Annotated in this window: 16 protein-coding genes and 1 tRNA gene; 9 read left to right on the forward strand and 8 right to left on the reverse strand. The window is 61.0% G+C overall.

Annotated elements, in window-relative coordinates; all coding sequences use genetic code 11:
- Positions 1-86 precede the first annotated feature (86 nt).
- Entirely contained in the window at positions 87-1,256 is a 1,170-nt protein-coding gene (locus AC07UR_RS26140; protein WP_209791689.1) for a coiled-coil domain-containing protein, read from the reverse strand.
- Between the two features lie 261 nt (positions 1,257-1,517).
- Positions 1,518-2,105, reverse strand: coding sequence for a DUF1134 domain-containing protein (locus tag AC07UR_RS26145; RefSeq protein ID WP_173423565.1), 588 nt, complete (start codon positions 2,103-2,105; stop codon positions 1,518-1,520).
- Between the two features lie 277 nt (positions 2,106-2,382).
- On the opposite strand from AC07UR_RS26145, the gene chpT reads away from it, so the two are divergent.
- On the forward strand, positions 2,383-3,036 hold the full coding sequence (gene chpT / locus AC07UR_RS26150; RefSeq protein ID WP_077500727.1) for a histidine phosphotransferase ChpT: 654 nt from the start codon (positions 2,383-2,385) through the stop codon (positions 3,034-3,036).
- Positions 3,037-3,301: 265 nt separating this feature from the next.
- On the forward strand, positions 3,302-3,664 hold the full coding sequence (locus AC07UR_RS26155) for a response regulator (RefSeq protein WP_025424707.1): 363 nt from the start codon (positions 3,302-3,304) through the stop codon (positions 3,662-3,664).
- A 340-nt stretch (positions 3,665-4,004) separates the two neighbouring features.
- Here the strand turns inward: AC07UR_RS26155 and ctrA are convergent, their stop codons facing one another.
- A complete protein-coding gene (ctrA, locus tag AC07UR_RS26160) occupies positions 4,005-4,706 on the reverse strand; it encodes a response regulator transcription factor CtrA (protein WP_025424706.1) in 702 nt (233 codons plus the stop codon).
- Positions 4,707-5,148: 442 nt separating this feature from the next.
- On the opposite strand from ctrA, the gene AC07UR_RS26165 reads away from it, so the two are divergent.
- Entirely contained in the window at positions 5,149-5,499 is a 351-nt protein-coding gene (locus AC07UR_RS26165) for a flagellar export protein FliJ (RefSeq protein WP_077502815.1), read from the forward strand.
- A 205-nt stretch (positions 5,500-5,704) separates the two neighbouring features.
- On the opposite strand, the gene AC07UR_RS26170 is transcribed toward AC07UR_RS26165, so the two are convergent.
- A complete protein-coding gene (locus AC07UR_RS26170; RefSeq protein ID WP_209791691.1) occupies positions 5,705-5,986 on the reverse strand; it encodes a GNAT family N-acetyltransferase in 282 nt (93 codons plus the stop codon).
- Between the two features lie 213 nt (positions 5,987-6,199).
- A complete protein-coding gene (gene sciP, locus AC07UR_RS26175) occupies positions 6,200-6,475 on the reverse strand; it encodes a CtrA inhibitor SciP (RefSeq protein WP_003527546.1) in 276 nt (91 codons plus the stop codon).
- 487 nt (positions 6,476-6,962) lie between these two features.
- On the opposite strand from sciP, the gene AC07UR_RS26180 reads away from it, so the two are divergent.
- The 3 genes from AC07UR_RS26180 (at position 6,963) to AC07UR_RS26190 (ending at position 9,408) form a co-directional block, all read left to right on the forward strand.
- Positions 6,963-7,712, forward strand: a complete 750-nt coding sequence (locus tag AC07UR_RS26180; protein ID WP_173423563.1) for a helix-turn-helix transcriptional regulator — start codon at positions 6,963-6,965, stop codon at positions 7,710-7,712.
- 288 nt (positions 7,713-8,000) lie between these two features.
- Positions 8,001-9,197 (forward strand): tRNA 2-thiouridine(34) synthase MnmA, encoded by a 1,197-nt coding sequence (gene mnmA / locus AC07UR_RS26185; RefSeq protein WP_209791694.1) that lies wholly within the window; start codon positions 8,001-8,003, stop codon positions 9,195-9,197.
- 134 nt (positions 9,198-9,331) lie between these two features.
- Positions 9,332-9,408: transfer RNA gene (locus AC07UR_RS26190), tRNA-Met, on the forward strand.
- A 182-nt stretch (positions 9,409-9,590) separates the two neighbouring features.
- Here AC07UR_RS26190 and AC07UR_RS26195 read toward each other — a convergent pair.
- Complete coding sequence (locus AC07UR_RS26195) at positions 9,591-10,652, reverse strand: DMT family transporter (protein WP_209791695.1); 1,062 nt, start codon at positions 10,650-10,652, stop codon at positions 9,591-9,593.
- A 219-nt stretch (positions 10,653-10,871) separates the two neighbouring features.
- Between AC07UR_RS26195 and AC07UR_RS26200 the strand changes: the two genes are divergently transcribed.
- The gene (locus tag AC07UR_RS26200; protein ID WP_209791697.1) at positions 10,872-11,309 is read left to right on the forward strand and encodes a hypothetical protein; all 438 of its coding nucleotides are present in this window, start codon (positions 10,872-10,874) and stop codon (positions 11,307-11,309) included.
- Between the two features lie 211 nt (positions 11,310-11,520).
- On the opposite strand, the gene AC07UR_RS26205 is transcribed toward AC07UR_RS26200, so the two are convergent.
- The gene (locus AC07UR_RS26205; protein ID WP_173423559.1) at positions 11,521-11,679 is read right to left on the reverse strand and encodes a hypothetical protein; all 159 of its coding nucleotides are present in this window, start codon (positions 11,677-11,679) and stop codon (positions 11,521-11,523) included.
- 246 nt (positions 11,680-11,925) lie between these two features.
- A complete protein-coding gene (locus tag AC07UR_RS26210; RefSeq protein ID WP_327795875.1) occupies positions 11,926-12,270 on the reverse strand; it encodes an energy transducer TonB in 345 nt (114 codons plus the stop codon).
- 196 nt (positions 12,271-12,466) lie between these two features.
- Here AC07UR_RS26210 and AC07UR_RS26215 point away from each other — a divergent pair, with 196 nt between their 5' ends.
- Both AC07UR_RS26215 and AC07UR_RS26220 read left to right on the forward strand, forming a co-directional pair.
- Complete coding sequence (locus tag AC07UR_RS26215; RefSeq protein WP_209791699.1) at positions 12,467-12,922, forward strand: SgcJ/EcaC family oxidoreductase; 456 nt, start codon at positions 12,467-12,469, stop codon at positions 12,920-12,922.
- 264 nt (positions 12,923-13,186) lie between these two features.
- Positions 13,187-13,465, forward strand: a complete 279-nt coding sequence (locus AC07UR_RS26220) for a GNAT family protein (RefSeq protein ID WP_209791701.1) — start codon at positions 13,187-13,189, stop codon at positions 13,463-13,465.
- Positions 13,466-13,472 lie beyond the last annotated feature (7 nt).

Below are 13,472 nucleotides of genomic sequence, written 5' to 3' on the forward strand. Positions count from 1 at the left end.
GCTTTCCGGTGTTCACCTGCTGCGCCGAAGGCTTTCGGCTTTGCGCAGGTTGCGCAAAGCCGAAAAACGCGCCTGCGCGATAGGCTCTATTCTTTCGACAGGATTTGCTTTGCCCGCTTTGCCAGGCTCTTGCGGCCTGAAGCTCCGTTCGGCGCTTCGCCTGCGAGCAGGCCTGGGATCGGCGAGGTAGCGCCTTCGCGTGTTGCGGTCAGCGCCACCATGCCGGCGGCGATTTCGGCCACTTCCTCGCGCAAGGCGTCGTCATGGGCGGAGGTTCTGGAGTTGATCAGCCGCTCCGACAGGGCAGTTGCGCGGTTCTTGAGGTCATCGGAGAGCATTGTGGTTTCCAAGGGTGGCACGACGGGCTGATCGGTGAGGGGCGCAACGCTCGGCGATGGCTCGTTGCCGCTCGCGCGACGGTCCCTGCGCGCCGGGAAGGCCACGCCAGCCGCACGTAGCGCCTTGGCCGCATCCCGCATGTCCTGATTCACGTCTTTCACCTTGGTCTTCAATCGTTCGATTTCATCGGCGCGCCGCTCGAGCGCGCTTTCGCGATCGGCACCGGCTGCCAGTTCGCGCGCGAGCTTGTCCTCCAGCCGTTGCAGACGGCTGTCGTCACGGGCGAGGCGTAGTTCCATTTCCTTGGCGTGCGCGCTTTCGGTCTTCAGATCCAAACGCAGGGCCTCGCGCTCGTCGCGGAGCGTCGCAATCCGGCTCTTGTGGTTTTCGAGCTCGGTTTCGCGTGCGGCAAGATCGAGGCGCAGGTTGTCGATATCGCCCGCATGTTGCGCCAGTTGGTTGGTCAGTGCCTTGATCGTCTCGGCCTTGACGGCGTTGTCGCGTTCGACGGTTTCGAGCGAGGTCTTCATGCGCTCCAGCCGCTGCTCGAACTGGCGGATCGCCGAGCGCATGTCGGCGGCCTCGACGTTCATGTCGGCAAGCTGGGCATGCAGATCGGCATTCTCGCCGCTGAGGCGCCGCGCTTCCTGCAGCGTCTTCTCGTTGCCGAGCATCAGCGACACGCCCTTGTCGCGCTCGCGTTTCAGGGCCTGAAGGGTACGCGCGTTCTCGGCAGCGTAAGTGGCGCGGGCGGCGTCCTTCTGGGCACGCACTTCCTGAGGGCTGAGCGGCATGGTGGCCTTCAAACGGTCCTCGGCAAAGCGCACGATGCGGCGGTGAATGGCCGGCGCGACGAGAAGGCCGATGATGATCGCGGTCAGGAAGCCCAAGGCAAAGAGGAGCGAGAATTCAATCACGAGCTGGCCGTTTCAAAGCTGGACCGGAAGCAAACGCCCCACCCGACCGTAACGGTCAGGGCAAGGCGCTTCATATTACTTCCCTGCACTAAACATGACGTTTCGTGCGCTGCAAGTATTTGAGGCGGGATTTCGCCGAAGCGGACCCGCCGTCTACAGTGCCGCGCGTCTTATCAGACGCGCAAAGGTCGCTGTAGCACACTGAACTGCCGCATGTTTTCATCCTTGAATCGGATGGGATTCAAGGAAGCATGCCGCGGATCAGAAGGGGTTCCAGGTTGGGTTCTGGGTCATCTTGAGATAGCCGACGTTGACCCCGAGCCGGGCACCGATGCCGGTGCGGATCGGAACGACGACGATCTGTTCGTCGGTCAGCACGGTCATGCCGACGCCGGCCACCACATAGGCCGAACCGGAGACGCCGCCGAAGCGCTTGTAGAGCGACGGCACGCTTGGCAGGTTGTAGACCAGCATCATCGTCCGGCTGCCCTGTCCGCCCCAGTCGATACCAAGCGACGGGCCTTGCCAGAAGACGTTGTGCTGGCCGGCATTCTTGGTGTTGAGTTCGCCTTCCCCGTAGGTCAGGCCGGCAATGAAGGCGCCGGAACCTTCCTGTCCGAGAATGTAGCCGTTCGGCAGGCCGTAGCGCTCAAAGGCGCGCTCCACCACCTTGGCGAGGCCGCCGGAGGTTTCGCCGAAGAAGCCGTGACCGGCATCGACGATCTCCTGCATCGAGTATTGGCTGTTTGCCTGCTGGGCCTGGGCGGCGGATATGGCGCCTGCCATCAGGAACATCGTCGCCAGGATAGCGCGGCTGGCCGTTTTGGCTGCCATCATGATCTGCTGCATCGTTTCCTCCGTCAGGCGCGAAAATCACTCGCTTGCGGGTTTGCTATGGCCGGCATCAGCATCGATGACACGGCCAGCGGGGGTCTGGACCATTTCCCTGCAATTTGAACCGATGGTCTTAACAATCGGTTTACCAAATGTGGTGTCATTATGATCCACTGATGAACGGCTGCGCCGGGCAGCCCATGACTTGCGTCTGCGCGTCTGAGGCTTTACCGGCTCTGCTCGAGCGCGTGCCTCATGTCTGCATGCCGATGGAACCGAACAAGGAACGACGATGGCAACGAATCCGAACCTGACATTGACGGGACCCGATCTGGCCGCGCTTCTGTGCAGCCGGGTTTGCCACGACGTTATCTCGCCGGTCGGCGCCATCAACAACGGCCTGGAACTTCTCGACGAGGGCGGCGCCGACGCCGACGCCATGGACCTCATTCGCACCAGCGCTCTCAACGCCTCGGTCCGCTTGAAGTTCGCGCGTCTGGCCTTCGGCGCGTCCGGCTCGGTCGGAGCGTCGATCGACACCGGCGAAGCGGAAAGGGCGGCCAAGGATTTTGCCGCCGCCGAGAAGAAGACCGAGGTCAATTGGCACGGCCCGCGTGCCATCATCGCCAAGAACCGGGTCAAGCTGCTCTTGAACCTCTTCCTCATCGCCTATGGCGCGATCCCGCGCGGCGGTGTCATCGACATCACGCTCGAAAATCCCGAGCTCGACGCCGTGTTCACGCTGGTCTGCAAGGGCCGCATGATGCGGGTGCCCCCGCGCCTGGTCGAACTTCTGTCCGGCACGCCGGCCGAAGCAGTCGATGCGCACTCGATCCAACCCTACTACACGGTGCTGCTCGGCGAAGAATCCGGCATGGCGATCGACGTGGTTTCGACCGGTGAAGAGATCATCTTCACCGCGCGCATGGCGCCTGCCGACGCTTAAGACGGGGACCTGTCTTTTCCGATTTGAGACATGTCCGGCGCGGTGTGGCCATGGCCCCTGCGCCGGTTTTTTGCGTGGTCGCCGTTTAGGCACCCCGTAATCCGGGCTTTTCGCCGGTTTGCCGAAAAATTAATGTTTTCAGCGCTTTAAAAGTCATCCGAAAGATGGCGTTAAGCAAGCTCCGTAACGAAATCTTTGCCAAATTTGTATAGGGTTGTTTCAAGCGTGCGAATGCGCGTATAGGTAAGGCATGAAGGAGTTGGACATGCGGCGCTTGATGATTGCCGACGGCTCGGATGTCGTCAGGAAGGTTGGAAAACGTATCCTGTCCGGCATGGGCTTCCTTGTCTACGAAGCGCCCAGCGGCCTTGAGGCGCTGGTGCGCTGTGAAGCCGAGCTTCCGAACATTCTCGTGGTCGATGCCGGCCTGGAAGGCGCTCTGGATCTCATTGCCAATATCCGACGGCTGCCGAACGGTGCTTCGGTGCGCATCTATTACTGTGTCGTCGAGGCGGATCTGAAGAAGATGATGGCGGGCAAGCGCGCCGGCGCTGACGATTTCCTGCTGAAGCCGTTCGATCGCAAGATCCTGACCAGCGTTTTTGCCAGCCAGTCGATGGCGGCCTGACGCCCGACGTATCCTCATTCGGATTGAACAAGCCGCGGCGATTGCTGCGGCTTTTTGCTGCCCGGATTTCACGGCCTTGCGTGGCGCCGGAAAGCAAGGCCAGGGCATACTCGTCGCCAATTCCTCCAGGCCTTGCCGCCGCTTGCCCGATGGCGGGTCGGCAGCTTCACCAGGCATTCGACAGTCGGAGGAAGTGGGGGAGGGGCCGCGCGATTTCCGGTCGAGGAGCCATTGCCACAACGAAAAAACCCGCCTCGAAGGGCGGGTTTTTCGAAAAGGCGTCCGTTGGCGTCATGCCTGGATATGCGGGTCCATGCCGCGCCCGGACGAGAGCCTGAAATCAGGCGGTTTCGGCGTATTCCGCACCATCCGGCTCGCGCAGCACGTAGCCGCGGCCCCAGACGGTTTCGATGTAGTTGGCGCCACCGGCAGCGTTGGCAAGTTTCTTGCGCAGCTTGCAGATGAAGACGTCGATGATCTTCAGTTCCGGCTCGTCCATACCGCCATAGAGGTGGTTGAGGAACATTTCCTTGGTGAGCGTCGTGCCCTTGCGCAGCGAGAGCAGCTCGAGCATCTGGTATTCCTTGCCGGTGAGGTGGACGCGCTGTCCGCCGACTTCCACCGTCTTGGCATCGAGATTGACGATCAGTTCGCCGGTCGAGATGACCGACTGGGCATGACCCTTGGAACGGCGGACGATCGCATGGATGCGTGCCACCAGCTCGTCCTTGTGGAACGGCTTGGTCATGTAGTCGTCGGCGCCGAAGCCGAGGCCGCGAACCTTGTCTTCAATTCCGGCCATGCCGGAGAGAATGAGGATCGGCGTCTTCACCTTGGAAAGACGCAGTGTTCTCAAGACCTCGTAACCGGACATGTCCGGAAGGTTGAGGTCGAGAAGGATGATGTCGTAATCATAGAGTTTGCCGAGATCGACGCCTTCCTCACCGAGATCGGTGGTGTAAACGTTGAAACTCTCGGACTTCAGCATCAGCTCAATGCTCTGAGCTGTTGCGCTGTCGTCTTCAATTAGTAGAACCCGCATATTCTTCCCCTTTTCCGCCGCCCAAGGTCATCGTGGCCCCCTTACGCGATACGGATCCAGTCGTTGCCTGATTTGGAGGCTGCCATCAAATGGTTAACAAATTCTGATTCACTCTGGCAAGGTGTATCGAGATTGTTAAATATTTTTAGCAGTTCCCTGATTTCAAACGTGAATCCAAAATGGCACTTTTCATGCGAAACATGAGGAAATGCCGCTATCTGACTCTTCTGACTCGTTAATGCCGGGGCCGTCATATTTCGTGCCTCAGCATTTACGGAGCCTTAAATCATCACCCCTATGATTAACGATGCCCGTAAACGAAAGGTTACCAGCGGTAGGCTTTTGTTAATATCGCTGTCGATTTTTCGTTTTCTGCCTGTTGGGGCAGGCTCGACGGGCCAAATCAGTAACCGGGGTCTCGTTATCCACGGGAGTATTGCGTATGAAAGCACGTGAGAGCCTTGTCCGCCTGAAGGAATTTCAGGTCAGGGAGAAGCAGCGTCAGCTGAGCCAGCTTCAGATGATGATGGCTGAGTTCGAACGGATGACCAAGGATCTGGAAAATCAGATTGTTTTCGAGGAAAAGAAGTCGGGCATTTCCGATCCCTCGCATTTTGCCTATCCCACTTTCGCCAAGGCTGCGCGTCAAAGAGCCGACAATCTTCAGGTCTCCATTCGTGAACTGAAGATGCAGCAGGACGCAGCCGAACTCGCGCTTGAAGAAGTACAGGCCGAGTATGCGAAGGCGGCGGCGCTCGAGGAACGGGACACGACGACGCGTCTGAGGGCGTAAGCCCCTCGGCGTTTCGAGGCATATGATTTTCATTCTTTGTCGGGCGATGCCGATGGCATGGCCCGATCCGGCACGATTGTCACAAGCATAAAAGCCCGCCCGACAGTTCGGCTGTCGGGCGGGTTTTCTCATTTCGAGACTGTCTGAAGCGGTGATGTCCGGATCGTGCTTGTTGGGTCAGGCCTGCCGGATCACGCCTGCCGGATCACGCCTGAATGACATCCTGCCAATCGGGATGGCGCAGCGCCTGCGCGCGCATGAACGGGCAGAGCGGAATGATCTTCCAGCCGCCCTTGCGCGCTTCGTCGATCGCATGTTTTGCCAGCGCCTGGCCGACGCCCTTGCCGCGAAGTTCGTCGGGAACCAGGGTGTGATCGACGATAACAAGTTTCGGCGACGATCGCGAATAGGTCATCTCGCAGGTATATCCCTCGAGGGATGTCGAGTAGCGGCCGTGCGAGCCGGTTTCTTCGTGGGCGATATCCATCTCAGCATCCCTTCGTATTCAACGTTTGCGTGTTGTCGACGATGCTATCGCATGGCTGCGGCAACGGGAACCGGTTTGACGTACGCGAAGGTGAAACGCACTGTCGCCGAAATGTCGGCGACAGGAAGGGGCGGCGTAGTTTGGCCGAAAACGAAAACGGCGGCAACCGGAAAGCCGGAGCCGCCGTTCCACCTATGGCCCTGTCGTGGGCTCTTAGTGGCGATATTGCTGGATGCGTGTCGTGCGCAGACCGGCCAGACCGTGATCGTTGATGGAGGACTGCCAGGAAAGGAATTCCTCGACAGTGAGGGTATAGCGCTCGCACGCTTCCTCAAGGCTCAAAAGGCCACCGCGTACTGCGGCAACCACCTCAGCCTTCCTGCGGATAACCCAGCGCCGGGTATTCGCCGGCGGCAGATCCGCAATCGTCAGAGGACTGCCATCGGGGCCGATGACATATTTTACGCGTGGTCGCATCATTTCGGTCATGGGACTCTCTACACAAACTCAAGACCATATGTGGCTGACCTTAGCCCGCCACATTTAACATTTGCCTAAGCCGTCGGTAACAATTTGCTCATAATTTTAAATACTTCCGCACACTCCCTCGATCACTTCCGCAACATCGCCCCGGCGATCGCGACGCCCGTCGCGTTCGACAATAGCCGTCAATTTGCCCGGAAAGCTTTGGATTATCGCGGATTTTACATGGGAGCCATGCAATTACCACATTTCACTTTAACTAAAATTCTTGGTAACGAGACGCCGAAATAAAGGATGAGCGACGTTTGTGCGCTCCCGATTCATTCTTGGTGCATCGTCATATTTTCACAACCGGCCGCGTTGCTTTCGCGGGCATGCCGGAGAGGGTGGCTGTATTCTGGCTGCCGGGTGAAGTTCATGCGCCGGATGATTCTCGGGGCGGTTTGTATTCTCTCGACCAGGTGCGTTGGCGCCGGTGATGTGGTGATCAGAGATGAAGGAATCGAATGAACCAGCCTTGCTACGCGAGGCTGAGACGGCGGACATGATTTCCGAAATCGATACGGCTGCCGTGCGCACCGAGTATGAACTTCTGCATTTGCTGCGGCGGCTGATCGCGCGTTATGGCTTCGGCCATTTCATGATCGCGCGGTTGCCCCTGGCCGAGCAGCAGCGCTTCTCCGAGCGCCTGGTGCTGAGTAACTGGCCGTCCGAGCTGGTGCGCCAGTACGACGCCTGCGAGACCTTTCAGTCGAGCGTGCTGGTCGAGCGGCTGCGCAACACCAAGCTGCCGGTCGTCGGCGGCGCCGAACTGCTCGACGTTGCCGGCAAACCGGCCGACGAGGCGATGGTGCATCGCCTGCTGGCGCATCCGGAAATGGCGCGCCATTTCGCCGTCCAGTTGCATACCAGCAGCGGCGATCCCTTCGTCGCCATGCTCTCGGGACGGCGCGAGGCGCCTGTCGGCGTCGAGCAGGCAACGCTCTATCTTTCCCTCGTGCAGCTGTTCGAATGCCTTGAGCGCACCTTCGATACCGGCAGCTCGGCGCGCGAAAAGCTGTCGAGCCGCGAAATCGAGTGTCTGCGCTGGGCAGCGGCCGGCAAGAGCAGTGACGAGATCGCCATCATCCTCGGCATCTCCACCTATACGGTCAGCAGCTACTTCAAGAGCGCGACCCGCAAGCTCGATGCGGTCAACCGCATGCAGGCGATCGCCCGCGCCATGCGGCTGAAACTGATCTGAGACAGGCCGCTTCGATCGGCCAGGCGCCATAGCGCCGCCCTTGCCGCGGAGCGGACAAGTTTCTATATGTCGGCGACCAGAGCACCCCGCCTTGAAGCGGAACCGCAGAAGGCGGTGAAACAGTTCTGGACATTTTAGTGCTGCAGCGATTTTTGTGCGTCCGATCAGGGCGTGCGGCGCCGCAGAAGCCGAGAGCGTGCCGTGTGCTATTATCCCGGCATTGCATCGCATGAAGCGTGAAACTGGGGCGAGCGCTGTTGCCGCCGCCCGAAGGCCGGATTGGATCCCGTGAATAGTCTCGATTTTGACCGCAAGCCCGAAGATACGCGTGTCGTCGTCGCCATGTCCGGCGGCGTCGACAGTTCCGTTGTCGCCGGCCTGCTCAAACGCGAGGGCTACGACGTCCTTGGCATTACGTTGCAGCTCTACGATCATGGTGCCGCGGTACACCGCGCCGGCTCCTGCTGTGCCGGCCAGGACATCGACGATGCGCGCCGCGTCTGCGAAACGCTCGGCATTCCCCATTACGTGCTCGATTACGAAGCGCGCTTCCGCGAAACCGTGATCAACCCGTTTGCCGAAAGCTATGTTGCCGGCGAAACGCCGATCCCCTGCGTTGCCTGCAACCAGACGGTCAAGTTCGCCGATCTCTTGGCGACCGCCAAGGAGCTCGGTGCCGACGCGCTGGCGACCGGCCACTACATTCGCTCGCGGCCGAGCCCGAACCCGCGCTATGCCGGCCAGCGGGCGCTCTATCGCCCGACGGATGCCGATCGCGACCAGAGCTACTTCCTCTTTGCCACCACGCAGGAGCAGATCGACTATCTGCGCTTCCCGCTTGGCCATCTCTCGAAGGCCGAAACGCGGGTTCTGGCCGAAGAGATGGGCCTTGTCGTCGCCCAGAAGGCCGACAGCCAGGACATCTGTTTCGTGCCGCAGGGCAAGTACAGCGATATCGTTACGAAGCTGAAGCCGAACGCGGCGCTCGCCGGCGAGATCGTCCATCTCGATGGCCGTATCCTCGGCACCCATGACGGTATTCTCCACTACACCATCGGCCAGCGCCGCGGCATAGGCATCGCCACCGGCGAGCCGCTCTATGTTGTCTATCTCGACGCCCGCTCGCGCCGCGTCATCGTCGGCCCCAAGGAGGCGCTGGAAACGCGCCGCGTCTACCTGCGCGACGTCAACTGGCTGGGCGACGAGGATCTCGAGGACGTGGCGGCCAAGGGCTTCGACTGTTTCGCCAAGGTGCGCTCCACCCGCCAGCCGGCGCCGGCGATCCTGAAGCGCGATGCGGAAGGTCTCTATGTCGAGCTTGCCGAGGGCGAGGCCGGCATTGCTCCCGGCCAAGCCTGCGCGCTCTATTCCGGCATCGGTGAAGACGCCCGCGTCTATGGCGGCGGCTTCATCCGCAAATCCGAGCGCGAGGCCGGTGCCGAGGCCGCATTGAAGGTGCTTCTGGCAGCGCCGGCGGCCGCCTGAGGCCCCCATTTCCGATCGCGCGGGAAAACTTCACATTTTCCCCGTGACTTGGGTTGACACTGGGCGGAACCGGGCCTTATAAGCCGCCCGTCCAGTCAAGACGGCTTCTTCTTCGAAGCGCTGACGCGGTACCCGGCGGAGTAGCTCAGTAGGTTAGAGCAGAGGAATCATAATCCTTGTGTCGGGGGTTCGAATCCCTCCTCCGCTACCATTTCTTCCTGAAACACAACTTAATTAGATTAATGTTCGGTCTCTGGCGCGCGTCGCCCGAACTTGATCGCAGTCCCGTATATTGCGGACCGATGCCGCCAGCTTCCATCTTCGCGGGATCTCCCAGCTGATCACGGTCAAACCGTCGGGAAGCAATACGAATTGTGATCCTCCCGGCTCACTTCACCCATGACTATGCCGATGGTGCAGGTCCGGATAATGCGGATGCTTGTGGCGCATCGGTTCGTGCCGGTGCCAGTGGGAATGCGGCTCGGTGATCGGGCCGTCGTGGGTGTGGGTGTGATGCTCGTCGTGGATATGGGCGTGTTCGTGCTCAAGCGCCTCGTGGCTGTGTTCGTGGTCGTGGCGCTCTGCCAGGTGCAGCCAGAGGCCGAAGGCCATCAACAGGCCGGCTGAGAGGAATTGCGGGGTGACGGCGTCGCGGAAGAGGGCGATCGAGAGCAGGGCGCCGATGAACGGGGTGAGCGAGAAGTAGGCGCCGGTTCGCGCCGTGCCGAGATGGCGCAGGCCGAGCATGAAGAGGACAAGGCTGATGCCGACGCCGAAGAAGCCGACGAGGGCGGCGCCGGCGGTGAGGCCGAAGGGCGGCAGCGATGCGCCGAGCCAAAGGGCAAGCACGAGGTTGGTCGTGCCGGCCGCGAGCCCCTTGATCATGGCGATCTGGACGGGATCGGCCGAGGAGAGATTTCGCGTCAGATTGTTGTCGATGCCCCAGGCAATGCAAGCTCCTGCGATCAGCAGGCTGCCGTGATCGAGGCTGAGGCCTGCACCGTTCCACGACAGAAGCACAGCGCCGCTCAGGATGGCGGCAGCGCCTAGCAGCAGGCGACGGTCGACGTTTTCGCGAAACACCAGCCAGGCAATTGCCATCGTCGCCAGCCCCTCGAGGTTGAGGAGCAGCGAGCCGGAAGCGGCCGTGGTCTGCGACAGCCCGAACATCAGGAGAAGCGGGCCGAGCACGCCGCCAAACAGGATGACTGACATCAGCCAGGGAATGTCGTCACGCGCCAGCGGCGCCTCGACGCCATCGATCCCGACAAGCGCGCGGGCACGGTGGACGAGCGCCAGGCCGATCCCGGCGCCGAGATAAAGCATGCCGGCGAGCAGCCAGGGATCGATGGTGCCGAGCAGAAGCTTCGACAGCGGTGTCGAGGCGCCGAAGAGAACGGCGGAGCCGAGCGCCAGCGGAACGCCGGGCCAGAGGTGGGAATGATCGCTCGACATCAAATACTTTCCGACAATGCGTTGTATCGGCCATGAGGCGGCAGGTTTGGTCCATCCAAGCAGCAAAGCCTTGTCAGGGGAAGGGTTTGTTCGCATTGACAATGGGCAGGGGAGGTTTCTCCACCAGCGCCATTGGCCGTTCGCGTTTCAGGAAGACCGGTCAGCGCTGCCTGACGCAGGAGAATAGCGCAGACCGGCAGCGCAACGGTCGCGGCGATCATGGCGATCGCCGTCCTTATGCTCGCCTGTCGCCTTGCGGCCAAGAGTGCGGCAATCGGCGAGATCTGGGGAAAACACCAAGCTGGTCATCGTAATCAACGGTACCCAGATCGAAGTCATGCGCGGTATGTCGGCTGCGGTCTCGAAGCTTCGGTGCGCTGGATCCTCCGCTGTCAGCGCATGCGCAGGCGGGCGGCCCATTCCCGTTGTGGGCTGAACGCAACTTTGATCAACGACAAGGCTATGCCCGCATGTGCAGCCGAAATCCGCTCGCCTCGTCTTCTGACTATTCAGGTCGGCACCGACAGGGACACGTTGCAATCGGCGTTAGCGCAGAGCGCTGAACTGACGTTTCAATCGGCCGGCGCTGCGCAAACCAGGATCGATCTTGAGGGAGCCGATGAGGCCATCAAGGCGCTCAATGCCTGCGTGAAGTGAAAAGCCGTCCCTGCCGGCCGCGGACATCAGCCTTTCTTGGGCGATCGCGGTGAGGAGTTCGGGGCGAAGACCGTCGCCGCTTGCGGCTGCCAATGTGTGGAGGGTGAGCAGGGACATCATGGCTGGCTCCATCGTCTGATGGAGCATTCTTGCTTCCGAGCCTCGGGCAAGCCACCCGTTTCCTGCCCGGTGGAAAACGAGACGGCGCGCCTTAGCGATGGATGGACGAGGTGATCGTGCTGTAGTCCGGCAGGGTGATGTCGGCAATTTCGGCTGCCCGGTATTGGGACAGGGCAACATGCATGAAGGCAATCACTGCGACCGAGAAGGCCAGAACGGTGATGGAAACGCCGAAGCCGGTCTTGATCATGTCCGTATCCTCCAAGCCTTGTGTTTGTTGCTGAGAGACTGTCAAACCGTGACATGGAGACTATCGTGTGGCGTCGAATGCGCTGTTCCCCGGGTAACACGCCGTATGGTTACCGAAATATGAACAGGCAGTGCGGTGCTGGGCGGAGCCAAGCGGGGCAACAGCCGGCACCTTCGCTTGGCCGTGACTCTCTTTAGGCGCTCGCCCGCTTCTCCGGTGCGCGTGCGGCCCTTGAGGAGCCTCGTGCTACTTTCCGGCCCAGCCGAGGGCATCGGCGTCCATCTGGATCTTGATGCGCATTTCCATTCTGGCGGGGCTGCCGGCCGGCATCTTCGGGAAAGGGGCTGCCCGCCTGACCGCGGCGATGGCCTCGGCATCGGCCTTGCGGCTTCCGGAGGAGCGGTGAACCGCCACCGACAGCAGGTCGCCGTTCCTGCCGATGGAGAAGCGCACTTCGGTCGTCAGGGGTTTGCGCTTGCCGCGCTTTTCCTGGGCTTGGTGCTGGGCCGCCTTCGAAGATGTGGCGTCAGCGAGGGAAGGTGTGCCGACGATGATCGAGATGGCGCAAAGAAAGGGGAGAAGGATTTTCACGAGGTTCGTCCGGGCGGGCCTGAGGAGGATGCACCAACCGCTAAATCAGTTTTCGATTGTCGACGCGAGCGCCGGGTCCCGACTTTTCGGCGCCCGGCAACAATTTTTCCGTGCAGGATCGGCCGGGCCGGTCGCGCTTTGCGAGAGGATGCCAGCTTGCTATGCAATGAATGTGCGTCTGACGGGGAGCGAGGCCATGACGAAGACACGGCATGAGATCGAGGGCGAGCGGATCCGGCAGTTGATCGCCGATGTCGAGCGGTCGCAGAACGAGCGGTCGCCGGAGGATTTCCTGCAGCATTTCATGCCCGACGCCGTCTGGGTGACCGCCTTCGGACGGCGGTTGACCGGCCGCGACGAGATCGCGGCGTTTACCCGCAAGGTGCTGACGCCGGCGCTCGGCAATCAATATGCCCGCTATGAGGCAGAGCACATTTCCTTCCTGCGACCGGACGTGGCCGCCGTCAACGTGCGCCAGCGCCCAGTGCTCGACGACGGATCGCCGATCCCGGGCGAGGCGGAAGGCAGCCCGCTCTATATCCTGGTGAAGGAAGGCGAACGCTGGATGATCGCCATCGGCCAGAACACCAAGGTGCAGACGGAGGCGATCGTGGCGCAGCAGAACCAGATCATCTCTGGCGACGAAAAATAGCGCCCGTCAACTGCTGCCGGTCGGCAGGGTGGAAGCCGCGGCGCAGGTCGCTCGTCGTGACAAGCATCGGTCTTTGATGAAGGCAGGAGCCGTTGCCCGCTTGAAGGATTCGCGTTCGTGGCTATTGTGGCGAGCCGTCGCGCCCGCTTTCAGTGGCGGCGATATTGTCTGCCATTGACGTTGTCACTGGTGACATTCTCGGAATGGGTCGCCTTCGTTGGTGGCTTACGGACGCGAGCAGCAATTTATATAGTGACTTCTCAAATGACCATTTCCATTCGTCCTTCCCGCCCGTCGGATTTCCAGCGCACGTTCGACATCTGGCGCAGCGCCGTCGTCGCGACGCATGACTTTCTCTCGGCCGAGGATTTCGCCGCCATAGAAGAGATGGTTGCCACCCACTATCTGCCGCAAGCCGAGCTCTGGATTGCTGCCGATGCAGACGATGTCGCGCTCGGCTTCATGGGCATGTCGTCCTTCCCGCCCGTCGGATTTCCAGCGCACGTTCGACATCTGGCGCAGCGCCGTCGTCGCGACGCATGACTTTCTC

It is taken from the genome of Ensifer sp. GW821-FHT05G01 (genome assembly GCF_059419585.1).